At 39.6% G+C, this 20,924-nt stretch carries 19 protein-coding genes, 1 pseudogene and 1 riboswitch; of the genes and pseudogenes, 3 read left to right on the top strand and 17 right to left on the bottom strand.

From position 1 onward, the window contains the following. The 7 genes from B2V22_RS08335 to B2V22_RS08365 all read right to left on the bottom strand — a co-directional run bounded on the left by B2V22_RS08335 (nt 1) and on the right by B2V22_RS08365 (nt 8,500). On the bottom strand, nt 1-1,563 hold the full coding sequence (locus B2V22_RS08335) for a hypothetical protein (RefSeq protein WP_290491894.1): 1,563 nt from the start codon (nt 1,561-1,563) through the stop codon (nt 1-3). Next, nucleotides 1,550-3,445 carry a cell wall metabolism sensor histidine kinase WalK gene (gene walK / locus B2V22_RS08340; RefSeq protein WP_290491896.1) on the bottom strand — a complete coding sequence of 632 codons (1,896 nt, stop codon included), beginning with the start codon at nt 3,443-3,445 and terminating at the stop codon, nt 1,550-1,552. The genes B2V22_RS08335 and walK overlap by 14 nt, the downstream gene beginning before the upstream one ends. Before the next feature lie 9 nt (nt 3,446-3,454). Continuing rightward, entirely contained in the window at nt 3,455-4,171 is a 717-nt protein-coding gene (gene yycF, locus B2V22_RS08345; RefSeq protein WP_290491897.1) for a response regulator YycF, read from the bottom strand. A gap of 214 nt (nt 4,172-4,385) precedes the next feature. Further along, on the bottom strand, nt 4,386-5,921 hold the full coding sequence (locus B2V22_RS08350; RefSeq protein ID WP_290491899.1) for a LysM peptidoglycan-binding domain-containing protein: 1,536 nt from the start codon (nt 5,919-5,921) through the stop codon (nt 4,386-4,388). A 379-nt stretch (nt 5,922-6,300) separates the two neighbouring features. Then, a complete protein-coding gene (locus B2V22_RS08355) occupies nt 6,301-7,041 on the bottom strand; it encodes a CPBP family intramembrane glutamic endopeptidase (RefSeq protein ID WP_290491901.1) in 741 nt (246 codons plus the stop codon). Between the two features lie 701 nt (nt 7,042-7,742). Further along, a complete protein-coding gene (locus B2V22_RS08360; protein WP_290491903.1) occupies nt 7,743-8,171 on the bottom strand; it encodes a pyridoxamine 5'-phosphate oxidase family protein in 429 nt (142 codons plus the stop codon). A 95-nt stretch (nt 8,172-8,266) separates the two neighbouring features. After that, entirely contained in the window at nt 8,267-8,500 is a 234-nt protein-coding gene (locus tag B2V22_RS08365) for a fibronectin type III-like domain-contianing protein (protein ID WP_290491937.1), read from the bottom strand. Between the two features lie 360 nt (nt 8,501-8,860). On the opposite strand from B2V22_RS08365, the pseudogene B2V22_RS08370 reads away from it, so the two are divergent. Further along, nucleotides 8,861-9,603 (top strand): annotated as a pseudogene (locus B2V22_RS08370) (alpha/beta fold hydrolase). Between the two features lie 100 nt (nt 9,604-9,703). Here B2V22_RS08370 and nox read toward each other — a convergent pair. From nox to B2V22_RS08390, 3 genes are all read right to left on the bottom strand, one after another. Further along, the gene (nox, locus tag B2V22_RS08375; protein WP_083068980.1) at nt 9,704-11,041 is read right to left on the bottom strand and encodes a H2O-forming NADH oxidase; all 1,338 of its coding nucleotides are present in this window, start codon (nt 11,039-11,041) and stop codon (nt 9,704-9,706) included. A gap of 414 nt (nt 11,042-11,455) precedes the next feature. After that, on the bottom strand, nt 11,456-12,676 hold the full coding sequence (locus B2V22_RS08380; protein WP_290491906.1) for an AI-2E family transporter: 1,221 nt from the start codon (nt 12,674-12,676) through the stop codon (nt 11,456-11,458). Nucleotides 12,677-13,216: 540 nt separating this feature from the next. Further along, on the bottom strand, nt 13,217-14,398 hold the full coding sequence (locus B2V22_RS08390) for a cation:proton antiporter (RefSeq protein WP_290491908.1): 1,182 nt from the start codon (nt 14,396-14,398) through the stop codon (nt 13,217-13,219). A gap of 48 nt (nt 14,399-14,446) precedes the next feature. Next, a riboswitch (Fluoride riboswitch) is annotated at nt 14,447-14,543 on the bottom strand. Between the two features lie 261 nt (nt 14,544-14,804). Here B2V22_RS08390 and gpmA point away from each other — a divergent pair. Then, nucleotides 14,805-15,494, top strand: a complete 690-nt coding sequence (gpmA, locus tag B2V22_RS08395) for a 2,3-diphosphoglycerate-dependent phosphoglycerate mutase (RefSeq protein ID WP_290491909.1) — start codon at nt 14,805-14,807, stop codon at nt 15,492-15,494. A 63-nt stretch (nt 15,495-15,557) separates the two neighbouring features. On the opposite strand, the gene B2V22_RS08400 is transcribed toward gpmA, so the two are convergent. From B2V22_RS08400 to budA, 6 genes are all read right to left on the bottom strand, one after another. Continuing rightward, on the bottom strand, nt 15,558-16,058 hold the full coding sequence (locus tag B2V22_RS08400; RefSeq protein WP_290491911.1) for an SRPBCC domain-containing protein: 501 nt from the start codon (nt 16,056-16,058) through the stop codon (nt 15,558-15,560). A gap of 26 nt (nt 16,059-16,084) precedes the next feature. Further along, a complete protein-coding gene (locus B2V22_RS08520; protein ID WP_396159038.1) occupies nt 16,085-16,234 on the bottom strand; it encodes a VOC family protein in 150 nt (49 codons plus the stop codon). Beyond that, nucleotides 16,204-16,437: a VOC family protein gene (locus tag B2V22_RS08525; RefSeq protein ID WP_396159036.1), complete on the bottom strand. Its 234-nt coding sequence runs from the start codon at nt 16,435-16,437 to the stop codon at nt 16,204-16,206. The genes B2V22_RS08520 and B2V22_RS08525 overlap by 31 nt, the downstream gene beginning before the upstream one ends. A 214-nt stretch (nt 16,438-16,651) precedes the next feature. After that, the gene (locus B2V22_RS08405) at nt 16,652-17,878 is read right to left on the bottom strand and encodes a dicarboxylate/amino acid:cation symporter (RefSeq protein WP_290491913.1); all 1,227 of its coding nucleotides are present in this window, start codon (nt 17,876-17,878) and stop codon (nt 16,652-16,654) included. A gap of 107 nt (nt 17,879-17,985) precedes the next feature. Further along, nucleotides 17,986-18,702 (bottom strand): M48 family metallopeptidase, encoded by a 717-nt coding sequence (locus B2V22_RS08410; RefSeq protein WP_290491915.1) that lies wholly within the window; start codon nt 18,700-18,702, stop codon nt 17,986-17,988. A gap of 35 nt (nt 18,703-18,737) precedes the next feature. Beyond that, nucleotides 18,738-19,442, bottom strand: a complete 705-nt coding sequence (gene budA, locus B2V22_RS08415) for an acetolactate decarboxylase (RefSeq protein ID WP_290491917.1) — start codon at nt 19,440-19,442, stop codon at nt 18,738-18,740. A 196-nt stretch (nt 19,443-19,638) separates the two neighbouring features. Here budA and B2V22_RS08420 point away from each other — a divergent pair, with 196 nt between their 5' ends. Further along, nucleotides 19,639-20,154 carry a hypothetical protein gene (locus B2V22_RS08420; protein WP_290491919.1) on the top strand — a complete coding sequence of 172 codons (516 nt, stop codon included), beginning with the start codon at nt 19,639-19,641 and terminating at the stop codon, nt 20,152-20,154. Nucleotides 20,155-20,455: 301 nt separating this feature from the next. Here B2V22_RS08420 and B2V22_RS08425 read toward each other — a convergent pair whose 3' ends face one another. Then, entirely contained in the window at nt 20,456-20,752 is a 297-nt protein-coding gene (locus B2V22_RS08425) for a hypothetical protein (RefSeq protein ID WP_290491921.1), read from the bottom strand. Nucleotides 20,753-20,924: the final 172 nt, after the last annotated feature.

A 20,924-nucleotide genomic window follows, 5' to 3' on the forward strand; every position in this document is an offset into this window, starting at 1 on the left:
CTAGTTCTCCTCCTCGTCACTTTCTGATAATGGCGGGTTCAAAACTTGAGAATAATCATTTTCGGCTACATCAGAAGAAAAAGATGCTGAAATACTTTCGTCTAACTGAGTCTTCACTTCTTCTTCACTCACCTGTTGGCCTAGATTGTCAAAATAAAGAGATAAATCAACGGCCTCACCAGATTCAGTATACGTAGTCTGCAGTGATGGATACTGACTCATATCAATTAAATCTTCAAGCATAAACCACTTATTCCCAATTTGAATATGCCAAGAAGGGATTAATTCTACTAGGCGGCTCGTTTCAGGATTCTGTACCCAACGATAGCCCAAGACCAATTCCGAAATGTCCTCGTTAGGATAACCGGCATTATTCAGTAAATCTAAAGCATCTGCACCTGACATAACCTCATAAGATTCTGATAAATCTGTCACTTGGGTTTGAATAGTCAAAGCAGACATATAAATATTTTGAATGGTATCACCAGACATGACAAAATGTGCTTTTGAGACGTAATTATTCCCAAAAACCGGCAGTGAATTCACATACTTACGATAAGTGATCATCTCTCTTTCATCGTCACCATTAGCTTCTGCATACAACCATGATGTTTGGTCAGCTAAAATATCCGCCATGGCAGCTGATGTGACCTCAATTTGTTGGTTTAAATTCGTTTCTTCCGCTTCCGTATTATCTTGTAAGAAGAATACTTCAAAAGTTTCCATATTGATCGTTAACTGACGACCTTCTGTATAATAGCGTGAAATATTATTCATTGAATAGTCATGGATATCTTCTGGTGTTTCAAAGAAATGATTCAAGAAGTAAGTTGTTGGTTGACGCTCTTGTAAATAAGTGAACCGTTCAATTTCTTGTGCATCTTTTGATATATAAGACACTCCATTGGCTAGGGTAACTGGCACAACAGGTTCCATTAAGTCTTCATATGAAGATAAATAATCATGGACTTCGGCCATTACATCATCTACATTATCTGAAATAGTCAACGAATAGGCCGTATTAGTCACATCATTCAATAGATAGACTTCATTGGTTTCCATAATATAAATATAAGAAGTGATTGCAATTTCCTGTAATTCTTCAGGCAGTCTAGACGTATCTGCAATTAACAAGTTAATCGGTGTTTCATTGTTCAATTTATCTTCAATATAGGGTTGAGTTTGGACGTAGTTGCGAATATTATAGGCAGAATCTTCTTCGATTTCACTATCATAGTCAAATCCTGCGGCAACATGTTTTAGCTCTTTCACCGCTGACATATTATCGATTGCTACGTATTCATCCGACTCACTATGTAAAATTAAAGTCTGTGACGCCGTAATTTCAACTTCTTCAGTCGAATTTTCGTCTGTTGTTTCATTAGAAATCGCCATATTATTCAATTCAGTAGTGGTTTCCCGATTACTTTCTTGATCAGCCTGACTAAAAAAGGCATTTAAGGCACTAGGCCCATAGAGGTTGCTGACTGAAGCAGCAACCGATACAAGTGCTAGTATGACAAGTATCGCATGAAGGATCCAATTCCATTTATTCTGCTTCATCGGCCCATTCATCCTCCCCTGCCCAATCATCACTATCAAACTCCTCAAATGGAAGTGAGATAAAGAATGTGGTTCCTTTGTTTTCAATCGAATTTACCCAAATTGTCCCGTTATGCAATTCAATTTCTTCTTTTGCGATAGATAAACCTAACCCACTACCACCTTGAGCACGTGAACGCGCCTTATCTACCCGGTAGAAACGGTCAAATAGATGTGGAATAGATTCTTGAGGGATACCTAACCCTTGGTCTTGAATACTTAAAACCAGTTGGTTATGTGTAGACATTAAACGCACATAGATTGTCCCACCATCTGGCGAGTATTTAATAGCGTTATTCATAATATTATCGATAACTTGAATTAACTTATCTTGGTCAATTTCTACCCAGACCTCTTCTTCCATTAATTCACGTTTAATAATATAATTTTTACCTTCATAATCTTCCGATTGAAGCATCATGTCAAAACGGTCTAAGATATGATTCACCAAGTCTTTGAAAATAATCAACTCTCGGTTGATCACCTGTTGCTTGGCGTCCATTCTAGAAAGATGTAGTAAGTCTGAAATCATCCGAATCATACGATCAGTTTCAGTTTGAATAACATTCAAGAATTCTACCGCTACTTTTTCATCTTTAATGGCCCCGTCTACCAATGCTTCACTGTAAGAACGCACACTCGTTAGTGGTGTACGCAACTCGTGAGAAATATTTGAAACGAATTGCTTACGGTCACGTTCAATTTTTTCATGTTCCGTAATATCCGTTAATACCCAAACCAAACCGGAAATGAAGCCAGATTCTCGTTGAATAACTGAATACTCAGCGCGAATAATTGTTTCCCCATCATCATTTGCATAATTTAATAGGATAGATTCATGTTGGTCAAATAACTCTCTAAATGAGAAACGGTCAGAAAGGTCTAGGGCTTCAATAATAGATTCCCCAATCACTTCTTCTTGTGTCTTATTCAGAATACTCAATGACCGGTCATTTATAATGGTAATTTTTCCGCGTCGATCGGTAGCAATAACCCCATCCGTCATATGACGTAGGACTGAATCCAACCGCTGCCGTTCTGCTTCAGTTAGGTCTTGTGCATCCCCAACCCGAACAGATAGGTAGTTGATAGATTCTGCCAACTGTCCAATCTCATCTTCTGAATTGATATCCAAAGTAGTTGAATAGTTTCCTTCAGCAATTTGCTTGGTTTGATCGCGCATTTTTTGTAGTGGATTGATGATCTGGCTAGAGATTAACACCGCTAATCCTGTCGTAAATACAAGTGAAATACCTGATGCAATCAAGAATAGAGACATAATATTTTGAATCTGACTATAGATAGTCTCTAGATTTGCAGTCACATTTAAAATACCAATCATGGCGCCTGAAGATGCCGTAGAAAAAATTGGTGTCACAAATTTTTTGATGCGGATTTCTTGATTGGAATCGTAGCCTGACGTTTCACTACGAATACCCGTATATAAAGTTTCTTCTATATCTTCATCCACTGTTCTTTGCCCAACATAGGCTTGCGAAGTGGGGTTTGAAGTAGCTAATAAGAAACCATTGCTATCGAATAATTGAATTTCTAATACACTATCATTATTAAAGCGACGCAAGATTGAATTCACCTGCGTCTCTTTTTCATCCTCATTCAAATCTTCATCTTCCATCACCGTTTGTATATTATCAATGATAAAAGTGGTTTGACTCGTTACTTGGTCATCAAACGACGTTAACATTTCCGTTTCTAGTGAACGAATAAAATACGCTCCGACGATTTGGAGCGAAATTAGTAGCGTTAATATAAAAATAACGGGTATTTTAAAATGAATAGATTTGAAAAAAGGAATCCCAGATTTCTTCCTTGGTTTTGGCATGACTGACCTCTATTCTTGAGTTGGAATTTTAAGGAAATACCCAACGCCCCGTCTAGTAATTAAAATCTTCGGATGACTTGGATTTTCTTCGATTTTTTCGCGTAAACGTCTAACAGTTACATCCACTGTACGAACGTCACCAAAATAATCGTAACCCCAAACCGTTTGAAGCAAGTGCTCCCTCGTCATTACTTGGTTAATATGTTGTGAAAGATAATGTAGCAACTCAAACTCACGGTGTGTTAACTCAACATCTTCCCCATTTTTAGAAGCAATATACTCATCCTCATGGATCAATAAATCGCCAATTTCAATGATATTGTCTTTCTCCGTCACCTCGTCAGCTGCTACTGGTTCAGCAACTACCGCAGTACGGCGGATATTGGCTTTTACACGTGCCATTAACTCACGGTTTGAGAATGGTTTGGTTACGTAATCGTCCGCCCCTAATTCAAGCCCCAATACCTTATCAATTTCACTATCTTTAGCCGTTAGCATGATGATTGGTACTTGGCTGTCTTTACGAATTTGACGGCAGACTTCTAGCCCATCAACTTTTGGTAACATCAAATCTAAGACTACTAAGTCTGGTTGGAATGATACGAATTTTTCTAAAGCTTGTTGCCCATCATAGGCAGTATCTATTTCATAACCTTCATTTTTTAGGTTGAAGGATATAATATCTGAGATTGGTTTCTCATCGTCAACGATTAATATTTTCTTCATTTATTTGCTCTCCTTGATTGTGAACATCCGATCTTGGAAATTTAGCTAGAACTTATCACCTTATTTTAACACCTTTGAATGAAATTGCCAATAATGCCTACTAAAGGGCTTTCATAGCTATTGACATATGCTTTTGAAACCAAATTTTTCTAATAAAAAAAGGCCGAGGGGGGTAATCATCTCGACCTTTTCTATTTCATATTTAAAAGATTGCTTAGTTATAAGCAGCCATACTTACAGCAAATGATGGTGCCCAGTATGGGTTGATTGATTCTGAGTGAACTGTCTCACCGGGACGTTGTGAATGGATATATTGTCCATTGCCTAATGAAATCGCTACGTGGTATGGAGAACCATATGAACCCCAGAAAATTAAGTCGCCTGGTTGTGCAGATGAAACTGAGATTTTTGGACCAGCGTATTGTTGTTCACCAGTGTAGCTACCAACGTTTACGCCATAAGTTTGTTTGTAAACATAGTTTACGAAACCTGAACAGTCAAAACCTGATGGCGTTTTACCACCCCATAAGTAAGGGACACCAACTTGTGCGTACGCATTGTTTAATAATGCTGTTACGTTACCAGTTTGCGCTTGAGCTGCTGCCTCTGCTTCTGCCGCTGCTTGTGCTTCCGCTTCTGCTTGAGCTGCCGCCTCTGCTTCTGCCGCTGCTTGTGCTTCCGCTTCCGCTTGAGCTTCTGCCGCTGCTTGTGCTTGAGCTGCTGCCTCTGCTTCTGCTGCCGCTTGAGCTTCCGCCGCTGCTTGTGCTTCTGCTTCCGCTTGAGCTGCTGCTTCTGCGTCTGCTTGCTCTTGAGCCGCTGCTTCTACTTCTGCTTCAGCTGCCGCTTGTGCGTCTGCTGCTGCTTGCGCTTCTTCTTCAGCTGCTAATGCTTCTTCAGCCGCAACTTGTGCTTCGATTTCTGCGTCAGCAGTTTCAGTTTCTTCTACTGTATTTGCAACTGGTGCTACTTCAGCTTCTTCTGTAGCTAATGTTGCTTCAACAGGTGCTACTTCAGCAACTGCTTCTGTCTCTTCTACTACTAGTGCTTCTTCAACAGCAGGTGCTGCAGCTAAGCCAGGAATAGCTATTGATTGACCTACTAAGATCAAGTCAGATGATAAGTTGTTTTGTGCTCGTAATTCAGTCGCTGAAACGCCAAATTGACCTGCAATTTTGTTGATAGAGTCGCCAGCAACTACAGTGTAGTTACCATTTTCGTCTGCTACATAGTTGTTAACAGTTTCTTCGACTACTGGAGTAGCTTCTACTTCTGTTTCAACTGTTTCTTCAGCTACAGGAGCTGTTTGTTCTATTGTTGTTTCTTGCGCTACTTCACCTTGAACTTTTAATTGTTGACCAACTAAAATCAAGTCCCCTGAAATACCATTTAAATCACGTAAGTTTTGTGCTGTTGTATCAAAATCTGCAGCGATTTTGTTTAAAGTATCGCCTGCAACAACTGTGTATACGTTAGTTGCATCTGCTACACGTTTAGTGCTTGCTACTACTGGCGCATCAACAGTTGGAATATTTAAAGCGTGACCTGCGATAATTAAATCTTGGTTATCAATTGTGTTCACTTCTAATAAGTCAGCGATTGATAAATCAAATTTACGTGAAATAGCAGTTAAAGTATCTCCCGTTTCAATTGTATATACTTCGTCTGCTGAAACATTAGTGGTTGCAAAGGCTGCTAAAGCCGCTGACGTCGCTAACGATGTCCCTACCATTCTTTTTACTGAAAACTTCATTAAATTTCTACCCCCTGAAATTTCTAATTACAATAGCTATTATATACAAGCAAACTGCAATTTTCCGTAACAATCAGGTTACAAATCATTTACTCTTTCTTACGCAAATCCTTATTCTTACGCTACATTTCGTTAATAAATTTCACCTTATTTGTACTAAAATCACAAAAATATTATTTAAAAACTTTAAAAAAGGTTAATAAATCAATCTTTTAAGAAATTCTTAAATTCAAATTAAAGATTTCTATTTTAAATATAAACGCCATATCTCTGTAACAATAATGTAATATTAGATGCAATAAATGTAAAAAAACCTCTTTAAAGTAGTACCGATATCTCATCAACACGCTTCAAAGAGGCATTATTCAAATAAATTTTCCTAAAATAAACCAAATATAATCACGATTGCGCCCGGTACATTATTCAAGAAATGAATAAAGATGGCATCATTGATATTTTTCTTCCGCCAATAAGCCATAAAACAAGCCGCCCCGATTCCTGCATATATAATGAAAGAAATGAAGTTTCCTGAAAGATGCATACTTGAAAAGAAGATTGAAGAGATGATAATAGCTGCAGTGAAGAAGCTATCCTTGAACATCCCTTTACTGATCATACCGCGGAAAATGATTTCCTCCATCACTGGGGCCATAGTAATCACGGTCAAGCCCAGGTTTAAGGCCACTAGGATATTGCTATTACTACCTAGCAAACCAAAAATCATATCATCATTTACCGTCGTCTCTACTCCGTACATATTACCCATAATGACTGACATAATTATCTTAAAGGCTAAAACACCTGCAAAAATGGCCAAGTCCTTTAGAATATCATCCCAAGTTAATCCCACAACATTTTCTGGATTTTGCTTTTGATATCGGCGATAAAACCAATAGCTCACAGCAAACATATAAACAATACTTAGAATGCCTAATAACGTTAACCAGGTATTATCCAAATAGCTAGCAAACATAACGTATAATTGAGGAACTGAGACCATTATAGTATAAGCAATCGTCCACAAAACAACCTTAGCCGCGCCAACTATCCAACCTGTCCACTTCTGCCTAGTTGAATCTTGGTAATAAGCATCCGTATTTCGATCCTTCCTTTTCCCCATATAATACCCCTAACTTTTTTATTGATTAAAACTTTCTTCTATATAGGATAAAAGACTTACTTATTTTTTATATCAAAATAAATTACCCTAACCTTACCATACCTAAAAAATGAATTCACTAGACTAGTGAAGATACTTTCAAAAACTAATATCTATGAACAAGCGTAAAGATATTTAGAACGATGGTACTGCAGTTAGAAGTTTATGTAATTGTAGTTGTGACAAGAATATGAAAATAAAAGTTAGAAAAACTGTAGCATTGAAAACATAGCATCTCTTCAATATGAAATTCATTCAATCAATAAGTACATAAAACGGGAAGAGATTTTTTGTCTCTCCCCAATTTCAGTTCCAATTGTATGATTTGCAGTATGCTTGGTTTTTAAGTTAACCCATAGGCGGAAGTTTCGCTATCATGCCTTCGCGGTGAAGCAAGGATGTCTTGCCCTATATGAGCATGTTTGGGACACTCCGTTACAGTCTGAACCGTCAAACAAGTTATCAAACCCAAGCTGTAGCCAGTCTCGCCGCTAGTAAAGTACTTAAGAGCAGTTAGGTATCCTCTCCATAATCGCTCGCGTCACATTTTATGGGCCACTTCATTTTTCTGCCAGCTTCTCCTGCCTAGACGCCCTGAATTGCATCTTATATCTAAGACAATGATAGAAAAAACTGAAGTCCAAGGCTTCCTAGTAATTTTATTATTCTGCTGAAAATTCGAATGTGTCATTTTTATGCTCTTTTAAGTTCATGTAGAAGCCACTACCTTCATATACTTGAAGAGCAACAACTGATTTCCGGTCTTCTTCATCAGGATACACATCTTTTACATATGGGTTGTCTTTTAGAATATCCTCTAAGTAAGATTGATCAACTTCGCGCACTTTACCGTCAATGGTAATGGCTTGAATCCCATTTTCGTCATTTGACATAGCTGAAATCGATACATGCTCATTTGCTTGTAATTGAGTATAGAATTCATTACCTGGTTTTGTCATAAAGAAAATCCCATTTTCGTTCGCCACACCAACATTCGCAAACCGTGTACGAGGTTTCCCTTCACTGTCTACCGTCGCAAAAACCGCTGCACCTATATTTTCTAAGATTGTCATGTAATCTTGTAATGCCATTTTTCAACATCTCCTTCATCATTCTACTTTCTTCTATTGTATCGCAAAACCTCATATTTCTTTAGTAGAATCTAAATCAAAAATCCATAAAAAAACTATTGAATGGTGATGGATAAAGTGAACGGTGTATTATCACTATCGTTATCTAGGTTGAAATTATCCTCACCGGGATTGATGATAAAGTCGCGGGCCTTGTTGACCCACACACCTAGTGGGTGGTTGGTTGTAAATGGATCAATTGTGATAATGATATCTGTTGTTTCTACTGCTTCTAAGTAGCTTTTCTTGAATCCAACTAACCGCATTGGTGGTTGCCTGTCGACTGGGATAGCTACATAAACTTATAGCAATTCCGCACCGTCGTCGACACCTGGGTGACATTCTTAGTGACCGTAGAAAATGGTTTCTTCATCGCAAGCTGGGTAAGTTATTGGGACTTTACCAGATGGACTAGCCAGGGCAAATACTAAGTCAGCAACCAGTGGCCGTCTTCATGTCTGCCCCTTCTGGGACTACTAATCTGGCCATGATAATAAATATTTGCTTCTTAACCACTTCTTTAGCGTCTGCTAAATTGCTTAAATCACCCACTATCAGCTAGTTCTTAATGTTTGCATTTGCTCTTAGCTGCCTCTATATTAGCAAGTGAACAGTAGCTGTAACCAGTGATTGAATGCGAGGAAGTGCCATTGAAAACAACCATTAGAAGACGACAAATTGGCGAGATACCTTTGCTTGAAGTCGTCCCTTTAGACCAGCGAAATGCCCCATTACCCTTGATTGTCTACTATCACGGCTGGCAATCCAATAAGGAACTGAATTTGACCCAGGCCGAAAGTTGGCCCAAGTAGGTTTTCGGGTCCTCTTACCAGACGCTATGAACCATGGTCGTCGCAAGCAAGCTATATCTGCCATCCCGTCATTGACTTTTTGGCAAAGTATCCAATCTAATTTATTTGAATTCGGGGCTATTATCCAACATTTCAAACGACTGGGTTTGGTCTTAGATGACCGGATCGGGATTGGTGGGACTTCTATGGGCGGGTTTACATCATCTGCTTTACTGACCCACCATCCAGAAATTAAAGTAGCGTCTTGTATGATGGGTTCACCTACCCCTATCCAATACCGAGAGCGACTAATTGAACATGCCAGCAGATTATCTAACCGGTTTGTTCCAGATGATTTAAGAGATTTGACGGCTTGGGTTGACCGGTATGATTTGTCCACCCAGGTTGACAGCTTAGCAGGCAGTCCTTTCTTCATTTGGCACGGCGAACGGGATTGGCGGGTCCCTTATGACCAGACTGTGGGGTTCGTAAAAGACAACAGCCACTTGGACAATATTATTTTTGTACACGAGGATGAAGACCATTTGGTTAGGACAAAAACAATGGATATGATGACGACATTCTTCTTAGGCCACTTATAGGATTGCCAACATCACGAAAAAAGGACAACCTTTCCTAGCTGAGGTTAGCTAAGAGGGTTGCCCTTTTTCAATGATTTAAAGTTTAATTTTTAGATTTTAATTATTCAGCTTTTAACGCTGCTTTTGTGATGTAGTTGTATGGTTGGTTGAAGTGAGGTAAGAAGAACAAGTCTAATAATGCTAATTTATCGACTGTTAATTGTTCTTGCACTGCTAATGAGAACATGTGGATACCCATTGATATATCATAGCGTGATACCATTTGCGCACCTACGATACGACGAGATTCTTCTTCGTATACAATACGCAATTTAACTTCGCCATTTTCTTCTGCTGGCATGAAGCTTGGTAGTTGTGTATCTTCGATGTCTGTGTAGTTCACTTTCAAGCCATTTTTCTCTGCTGCACGTACTGATAAACCAGTAGATACTAATTTCAAGCCAAAGATTTCGATACCGTTTGAACCTTGAATACCAGCACCTTCTACGTGATTACCTAAGATGTTTTGACCTGCAACGATACCTGAACGAACAGCGTTTGAAGCTAATGCAATATAAGCTGTGTCATTTACAGCGTTTGAGTAGTTAGTTGCACAGTCACCTACTGCATATACTGAGTCATCGTTTGTTTTGAATGTACGGTCTACTAAGTAAGCACCGTTAACGAATGTATCTAAGTGGTCTGCACCTAATCCAGCATTTGGACGGAAACCGATACAGTTGATGATAACATCAGCTTTGTATTCGCCGTTAGTCGTTTTAAGACCTGTTACTTTACCGTTTTCACCTAAGTATTCTTCAGCTAATTCACCAAAGTGAGTGTGAACGCCGTTAGCTCGTAGGTTTTCGTCCATTGCTACTGCGAAGTCTACATCGTAGTAGTTCATTAATGAATGTTCTTCAGCATCGAAGATGTGTACTTCTTTACCACGACGAGCTGCTGCTTCAGCGATTTCAACACCGATGTAACCAGCACCAATAACACATACAACGTTTGCGTCGTCTGCTGCTAAGGCTTTGTCAACTGCTTGACCTTCTTGGAATAATTTTAGGAAGTGTAATCCTTCTAAGTCGTTACCTGGTAATTTAGGTGCGATTGGAAGAGATCCAGTTGCTAAAACTAATTTGTCATAGTTTTCTTCTAATTTTTCACCTGATTTAGTTTCTGCGTATACAACTTTATTTTCAAAGTCGATTTCTTTTACTTCCGTTTCCAAAGATACTTTAGCACCTTTAGCTTCGAAATCTGCAGCATTTGTGTAGAATAACCCTTCGTAGCTATCGATTTGACGTCCTACCCACAATGCGGTCCCACAACCTAAGTATGATAAGTTTGAGTTACGGTCTATTAATGTAACTTCTACGTCTTGATCTGAATCTAATAATGTATTTGCTGCTGAGATACCTGCATGGTTAGTCCCTACTACTACAACTTTCATTAAATGTTTCCTCCTCGATGTATATATCGTTTGCTCATTTATTTACAAGCTTAGAATAACACCATTTTTTTGGGATGACAAACCAAAGTTGTATAATTTATAAAAGCTCACAAAGTCACTAGCAAGCAATTTTAAAAGAGAGTTTGTGAAAAACTTATTTAACCCCTTTATTTGTGGGTTGATTATTGCAATTTTTGTTATTTCACTAAAAATAATCTTTTCAACTTCAAATTCGTTATTTCACAAATCCAGGCATTTTTGTACATTTTTTGTATTTTTATTGGTTTTGAACCTATACAAATGAAAAAGACACTCACAATTAAGTGGCGTCTTTTCTTTATATATCAACATTTACCGTATTTTCCACTTGTGAATGTGTCGCATGTGAAAAAGTTTGTGCATTTTCATACGATGTTACATCTTATCAATCTCTTCGTCTGTTAGATTTCGGTGGCGTAGACTCTCTAGGAACCGCACAACCGGTTCAACATCTTGTTCCCCTGCTTCTTGACGAACTTGCTCACGGTATTGGACATCAATCTTGATAATCTTATAGATAGAAGCTAGGACCGGCACCCCGATTAACATACCAGGAATACCCATCAAGCCCCCACCAACAGTTACAGCGAACAGGACCCACATAGATGGTAGGCCAATTGAGTCCCCTACAACTCGTGGATAGATCAAGTCCCCTTCTAATTGTTGGACAAAGAAAACGAAAATGAGATAAACCACAGCATAAGTTGGGTTTAAAGCGAGTAGGATCACGACGCCAACCGCACCCGATAGGAAGGCCCCAATAATTGGAATTAAAGCCATAACACCTTGCAGGACACCTAACATAGCCGCATAAGGAATTTGCAGAATGAACAATCCAGCTGTCACCAGAGCCCCTAAAATGATGGCTTCGGTCACCATACCAGAAATAAATTTAGAAAATGTTTCATTGGCCACATGCGCCACATTCTCAATTAACTGCTGAATATCATCTCTGACATAAACGGTCAGCAACCGGTCCACTTGCTTGCCCAATTTCTCCTTTGAAAAAAGAATATAAATGGCGAATAGGATACCCAAGAAAATGTTGGTTACTGCCCCAACAGAAGTGGTCAATACGGAAACAGAAGTGGTTGCGAGATTAGATGCTAAGCTATTAATCCCACTAGCTACACTAGAAAACATGCTGCCCCAGTCAATGTTGACTTGGTTGGCCAATTCATTGACTAAAGGTATTAATGCACCTTGACGGTTAAACCAATCTGTTAAGTTTTGAATCGTTTCAGGAATAGCATCAATTAAGGTCATGACTGCTGAAGCCAATTGTGGTACGACGATAACGACAGTCGCTGCAATGACTAAACAAATGATTAAGATTGCTAAAATAATAGCTACAGGTCGTCTAGATCCTTTTAGATATTTATTTTTGGCATTTGGATACAGGTACTTTTCAATCCAAGTCATCAATAGGTTTAGGACAAAGGCAATCATCCCACCTAAGATTAAGGGAAAAATCACTGACCAAATCATAGAGACTATTTGGACAAGATATGACCAGTTGATGACGGCTAATATAAATACCGCAATCAATGCCAACCATTGAACCCCTTGTTTTGTTGGACCATTTAATTTTTTCAATTAACTCAACTCTTTCTTTTCTTTTCTTTAATACATAGGAAGTGTGACTAACATCGCTAAGAATTCACGCGTTGGACCAAACTCCGATATTATGACTGTTGGTAAACAAGAGTAGTCGTGATACTCACCACATAGTCTTATATATATTTTAACATATCAAGCTAATGGCGTTGTTAATACAAAGATAATTTGGCATAAAACAGCCAAGACCATCCTTGTTGGCGGCGTTGACATTGGCGTCAACTTTTAAGTGGGTAATGTCACCCTGCCAAAGGAGTATCTGTTTGTTACGCCCACTTTGCAACCGGAGTTCTGGGGTGGCAGCGGAGCCTTAAACCCCAATGTTGGTCAACCCGAAGATATCGCCCGCCAATGGAGCAGTATTCTTAGCATCACATGACGGTAAATTTATCAACGTTGACATTAATCCTGTAGATGGTGGCTTCCCTGCACCATTCTATAATACACAATCACTTACTAGCAAAAAAGCTGGTCCTCATTTTTCTGAGAGCCAGCTTTTATTTGTTTTTATATCCTTATTTATCGATCATCACGCAATAGTCGATTATGGGTTTGGTCGATTAAGACTGCGCCAAGCGGTGCGGTGACTAAGATGGCAACGACTGATATAGTTAAAATAATTTGACCACTTGGTAAGCCCATCGCTAAGGGCACAGCGCCTATGGCAGCTTGTACTGTTGCTTTTGGAATGTAGGCAAAGACGGCGAATGCTTTTTCCTCTTTGTTTAATTGAGTGCCCAAAACAGATAAAAGTACACCAAGTCCTCTAAATAGCAACAGCAAGAGCATTAACACTACTGCAAGGAGGCCTGAATCTTTGACGGATTCGATGGACATGCTGGCACCAACTAACACGAATAGGATAATTTCAAAGACTTGCCATAAATGATTAAACCCTACTTGAACAGATTTGGCTTGAACTGGATTGACGCGAAGCATCATAAAGCCCATTGCCATCACAGCAAGTAAGGCTGAGAAGCCAATTGGTCCTGTCATGCCTTTTTCAACCCCATCAAATAACATGGCCATCCCAAAGGTTAAGATGACTGGGTATCCACCTGATAATTGAAATTTTTCAATGGCTAGTGACAGTAGCCAACCTACTAATAATCCCCCAGCGATGCCTAATATGATAGAAGTTGGTATAGATATCATGCTTACCCAATGGAATTCACCGGTTTCAGCAAGGGCTGTTAAGGCAGTGAATATGATGATGACGAAGATATCATCCATAGAGGAACCCGCTAGAATCATTTGCGGTACCCCTTTTTTCTTACCATATCCCTTACCCATTAATTCTAACATGCGGGCAACGACAACGGCCGGTGATGTGGCCGCGATAATAGTCCCTAAGATAGCTGCAGATAAGTATGACATCCCAAAGAATATTGGTGCCAGAATGATTGTCCCGATAATTTCTAGGGTAGCTGGTAGGCAGCTCATCAAGACGGCTGGGCGCCCTACTTTCTTCAAGTCCTGCAAATCGATATTTAAACCCGCTCTAAGCAAGATGATCATTAAAGCAATCCGTCTTAAATCACTGGATATATCCAATGTACTTTGGTCAATTAGATTGAAAAATGACGGCCCCATGATTAAGCCAGCGATGATGTAGCCGATTAAACTAGGTAAATTCATCGCCCTCAACAAGCGCCCCAATAAATACCCCACAATAATGATAAAACCTAACGATAGTAACATAATTTCCTCCTTTTTGCAGGCACAAAAAAAGCTGATACGCCTGCAGTTTTACTTGCAGAAGTCATCAGCTTTTCAGCGGTTCGGTATGGGATGGCCTGAAATCACCATCTACTTGACCAGGGAGAACCTCATTCCCTCTTTTTATACTCCCTAAGCATACGCCTTTTTTCGGAAAAATACAAGGTATAAAATACACGTATGATTATAGAAGACCATCGCCCTTCACATACCTATCATAGCCTTAAAAGCAGTGAAATCATCATATATACAAAAACTAATCGACCAGACATTTTCGCTTGTTATTAAAGAATTTGAGGTGTCTTTTCTTGCGATAGTTTTTACGCGGGTGTATAGTATAGGTGAACCTAAAAGTAAAACGGCAGTACCCTTGAAAGGATGGAGAAAGATGGCTAAATTAGTATTTATCCGCCACGGACAAAGTGAATTGAATTTACAAAATGTGTTTACCGGATGGTTAGATCCGGCTTTAAGTCCTCTGGGGGTGGAAGAAGCTAAGGCTGCCGGTTTAGCGCTTAAAGAAGAAGGGTTGATTTTTGATGTTGTACACACTTCCCTACTAGCACGTGCGATTCAAACAACTTTTTATACGCTAGATAATTTAGACCAACTTTACTTACCAGTCCACAAGAACTGGCGGTTAAACGAACGTCATTACGGCGCGCTTCAAGGTTTGAATAAGGCAGAAACGGCCGCTATTCACGGTGAAGACCAAGTGCATATCTGGCGCCGTTCTTATGATGTCCGTCCGCCTCAAGCCACTACCAATACTTTTGACCGTCGCTACCAAGACCTTGATATCGACCATTTATTAGCTGGCGAAAGTTTAAAAGACACTTTAAACCGGACCATGCCCTATTGGGAAGACCATATTGCAGCTGATTTAAAAGAAGGCAAAAATGTCCTTGTTGTCGCTCATGGTAACAGTTTGCGGTCATTAACCAAATACTTGGAGGGTATTTCTGATGAAGATATTCCTAACTTAGAAATTGCAACCGGTGAACCCATTATTTATGACGTTGACGAAAAGCTTCATATCTCAAACAAAAAAGTCTTAACGAAACACATCGCCAAATAACATGTAATCACATGCAAATAAATAGCTTAGAAGTCTGGAACATTGTATTCCTCGACTTCTAAGCTATTTTTCTTCTTTAAATTTTTTCTCTTTAAATTGTGCTTCATAAGCTTGCGTTAACTCAACCAATTCATCTGGCAATGGCCATTGTGGGGGTTGACCGTTCATGATTTGCACGAATACATTTAAGCAATTATGCCAACCGGTAGCCGTTTGCACTACCCAGGCAAGGTCTGAAAATGTATGGTTAAAATGTAATTTAGCACCAGATTCCGTTTCAGTTATCTCCATGCGCATCACATCGCGACCATCTTCAATAAACTCAAAACCATCTTCAAGTGAAAACTTAGTAATCACACCTTGGTAAAGATTCCCTTCGCCATCGTCAAATTTGATCAATCCGCCCACTTGGCCATCCATTTCCCCTGTTGCGAATGGATACCATTTTGAAAAAATGATTGGATCAGTCAATGCGTTGAATACCGCCTCTTTTGACTGGTAAAAGTCCCTTTCAAAGTATAGTGTATACGAACTTTCGTTTTCAATTAATTGCCCAAATAACATCGTGTTTCCTTTCTCTTAGGCTAAATCTAATAGCCTTTGGATATCAATATTCTTATCTGCATCATGACTTGAATCTGTGCTGGATTTTGCTGTAACGCGCCAATATTTGCCGGTACAATTTGCCATGATAAACCATATCTATCTTTTACCCAACTATACTGCTTAGCTTCAGAAATAGCGGATAGTTTTCACAGTAATAATCTATTCCATCCTGACTCTCGCAATTATGCATCAAAGATATCACTTCATTAAAACGGAAATATGGACCGCTATCCAAAGCAATATAAGGTTGGTTATTTAAAATGAACTCGGCCGTAATAACTTTACCTAATATACTCTCAAAATGTTCAGCTAAACTGGCATCCGGATAGTATTCAATGCGCTAAATTTCTGAATTCGGAATCAAATATCTATAGAAGCGAACCGCCTCTTCACAATCGCCGTCACTAAATCATACACAAGGCGCAATACTCCTTATTGGGTATTAATCAGTCATACGTCACTAATACCTATATAGTTTACCACAAGAAAGTGAAATTTCGAACAGTCTATCACAGTTAGGCCTATCCCTCATAAAAAAAAGAATCCAGCTTCTACACTGAATCCTTTTTAGTAAATCTATTTAGCCTGTGCTGCTTTTTATCTTTTTTGTAGATTGCATCGACGATGATGGCGATAGCGTTATCACCTGATACATTTGTTGCGGTACCAAATGAGTCTTGTGTGATGTATAAAGAAATGGCTAATTGGTTGAAAGCTTCTGTTAGACCAACCATTGGTAAGAAAGGTAAGGCTGACATGATAGCCCCGCCTGGTGCACCTGGTGCAGCGACCATAGCGATCCCTAACATCATGATGAAGCCAGCCATTGTACCAATTGAGATTGGCATTGAGTACATCATTAAGATGGCTGTCACACAAGATGTGATGGTAATCATTGAGCCAGCTACATGGATAGTGGCGCATAGTGGCACAACGAAGTTAGCTATTTGCTCAGAGATGCCATTTTTCCGGGCAATTTCAACGTTTGTTGGAATGGTTGCGGCAGATGATTGGGTACCAGCGGCTGTTAACCAACCCGGAATTTGATTCTTCATCATTTGGATTGGGTTCTTACCGGCGTAAGCACCAACCACGGCGAACATGCAGGCTAGGTATAGTAAATGTAAGACGATGGCAGTGACTAAGACTCGCCAAAAGACTGACATAACGGCAAATACTGAACCTGAATATGACATATCCGCAAAATTGAAGAAGATATAGAATGGTAGCAATGGAATCACGACTGTTTGTAAGGTTAAATCGATGACCTTACCGAAGTCTGTAAAGACATTTGCCAAGGCTTCTCCACGTCCGCGAGCTCGTAGCCAAGAAATCCCCAAACCTAACATAAAGGCAAAGATGATGGCTGTGGTAACTGAAAACATGGGTTCTAGACCAATTGAGAATAAGGCGGTTGCCCCTTCACCTGATTCCTGAATAGTATTTGCCAAGTCGGAGGTGATAAACATTGGGAATATATTGCTGGCAACGATGTAAGCTAGGATACCGGCAATGATTGTTGACCCATAGGAAATGGCTACGGTGATCCCTAAAAGTTTACCCGCACCTTCTGCTAGTTCGGCGATACCTGGAATAATCAGGCCGACGATCATCAATGGAATGATAAAGGCCAGGAACTCGGAGAATAGTCCGGATAATGTTTTTAATACTTGGAAGAAAATTTCTGGTAGAAAACCAAATTGGCCAACAATGATTCCTAATATAATTGCAATTACTAATTTCAAGGCTAGCGGTATTTTAAACCCCTTCTTTGCCATATGAACAACTCCTCTAAATCATTTCTATCTCAAAAAGAAAAAAGTCCCAAATCAACTTGGGGCTTAACTTATTATTATGAGATTACTGCTTCTATTTTAACAGACTTTTAATGAAACACACTAGGTAATTTCGCTAAAATTGCATTTGCTTCTTGCCATTTCGGAAAATATTGGTCCATTAGCTGGTAGAACCGCTTGGTATGGTTGGTTTCTAGTAAATGGACTAATTCGTGAACAACGACTGATTCTAGGCAAATTAACGGTGCGGCGACCAAGCTTAAACTAATCCAGATGCGTTTCTTCTGGATATTGCAGGTTCCCCATCTGGTTTTCATTTGCTTGACCCGAAATTCATTGGCCCATACATCCATATGGGCCATCATTTTAGGCCCGGTAATAGCTAATTGTTCTTTCAACTCTTGTCTGTAGAAGGCTATCATAACTTGTGCCCGCTCATCCTGGTCCATTCCTGGTTTGACAGTTAAAACTAGATGGTCATCCACTAATTGGCAAGATGTTGGCCCCGGTTTTTCAATGACTAGTAAAGGATAGGATTGGCCCCATAAATAATGGTTTTCACCAGTTTCATAGTGTTTGACTTCGTCCTGATAGCGGTTTTGGATATCCGCCTGCATCCGCTCAATTTGTGCTAAGTTATTTTCCACGAAGGCGACAATAGCGGCTTTACTGGCATATTTAGGTGCTGAAATGCGCAGGTCCCCATGCGGCGGGACGGCTTTTAAGGTCAAATTTTTATAGTTGGCCTGCTTGGTTACTTGAACGGCATAGCCCGCGATGGTCATATCAATTTTAATAGCTGGCACCTCCTTGCGTGATTACTTTGGCAAAATGGCTGCCCTTATTCACTCTCGTTAATTTCTGTAATGAGGTTATCGTAATTGACTTTGGCATTCATGAAAGCTGTATTATCCGTTGCGAAATGCTGGTGGAAGTCGGTGACGGTTTGGACGGATACATCTGCATGATTAATCCTATAATCAATGATGTGACCACCAAAATTCTTGTCTTCGCTGATAAAATGGCAATGAAAACCTTGTTTAACTACACCTTCAAATAAGTAAGGACCGTAAATCCCGATGCAAGTGCCCTTGACGTTTTCTCGCTTGAATTCGGGTTGCTTGCGACTGGCTTCGACAAAGCGTGGGAAAGGTTCTTCAACGCGCGGAATGACTCGGGTATGCATGAAATCAAAAGACCCTTCGATGCGGATAACTGAAAATGTCGATAAGGATTTCAATTTCCTTTTTAGAAACTGATGCCATTCATCTAGGGTAAATAATTCATTTACAGTGAAGGTTTGGTCAGGGGTAAAGTCAGTCACGGCGGCATACGGCACGGTTTCATCCCCTTTTAAAACGATTAATTCACCATTTTCCTTGGCTTGGTATGCCTTACCGTCAATCACGATCAATTCCCCATCTAAATGGTCCATGGTGCCAATCCCATAGTTACCCTCTTTTAATAAGGATTCTATGGTTATCGACCCATCGAAAAAGCCCGCCATTAAGTCACCTAATGTTTGATGTTGAAATAGTTTCGCCATATCTGTCTCCCCATATCGCTTTCTGTGCACAGTTCATTTTCATTTTATTTAAACGATGGCACTTCTTGTCATGTCCATACTACCTTTTTTACCCTCGTCTCGCAAGCTATTGCGGGAGTGCCAGCTTGAAATTGTTGACCCTTTTTCCTATACTTACTAGTACTTACGAGGCAAAAAATTTGAGAGGAGTGGTTGGATGATTTCGCACGAGTTGCCTTTGATGCCGATTGGCGAGGATGAGAAGCGGTGGATGGCGGAAATTACTGGTGATGATGAGACGTTTGTTTTGAAGCGGGATTTTCAGCCTGAGATCCGGCCCGGCGTCTGGGAAATTTATGACGGTTGGTACCAAATTAATGGCCAATTTCCTGGCATTTCTCCCTTTGAGAAGGAATATGTCCTCGTGCAAAATGGGCAAATGACGCGCCACCTTGATTTTCGCTATATGATCAGTGCCCTACCGCAAATTAAGGCCTATGAAGACCAGCGAAAAGAACGGTTAGAACACCAAATCACTAAAGTTTTGGACGAAATCTACGAAGCTGTTCCCTACGACGGGGTTTCCGACGCCATTTTAAGCCAAAAAGAAGACATGTCTATGGTAGAAACATCCAGCGAATTGGTCAAAGGATTAGCCAACATCTTGAAGCAAAAGGACGATATCATCAAAAAATACCAGACTTATTACGACCAAGCAGAAGATTTGTGGTAGATAGATTGGAGCTGCGACAAAAGTCGCTGCTCTAATCTTCCAAAGGTTCCTTTCTTGGTGTCGGCTCTTACACCTTAAAAAGCCGAACAATTACCGGAAGTAATTGGCGTATTTTGGAAAGCATCGAAAGAGTTTGACTTTTGTGGGACAGCCGACGGAACGCAGCGACATACGGATGCCTTTCGTAAGAAGAGCCTGATATTACGACTTGTGGTAAATAGTAATTAGGGGCCTGACACTAATGTCAAAGCCCCTTTTTCTATATGACGAATTTACAATTTAAGTGCAACACATAAAAAATTCAAAAAAAGATCCACAGTTTTTTAAAAAAATCTGGATCCGAACAATGAAATCTAAAGTAATCATTAATGCAATCACCTTCAGGGTTATTATAAGAAAAAGAAGTGCCAGGAGAAAATATAACTATAGAATTTGGTCTCACTTGATGAAGTTTATCATTTATATAAAAAATAGCATTTGTTTTGATAAAGAGAGCAAGGTAAACATCAATTTCTTCAGGATGACCAATTTTCTCGGAACGGGGATGATGGAAATCCACGCCTCTATGTTTTGAAACAATGGAAAACAATTGAACCAACTGAATACTTCCTTCCTAAAAATTATGTTTTTATTTTTTCGTAAATTTCAAGGTTAAGTTAGCCACTACAGGTAACTCATTTGTTTGGTACCGTAACTGCCTTGTTATTCTAAATCAGTGACCCTCTGATAATGAACTGAGGGATGGTGGTCTTCCGACCAGTCTGGCCTCA

The organism is Aerococcus sp. UBA6277 (genome assembly GCF_002440555.1).
In the GTDB taxonomy this organism is placed as follows: Bacteria; Bacillota; Bacilli; order Lactobacillales; family Aerococcaceae; genus Aerococcus.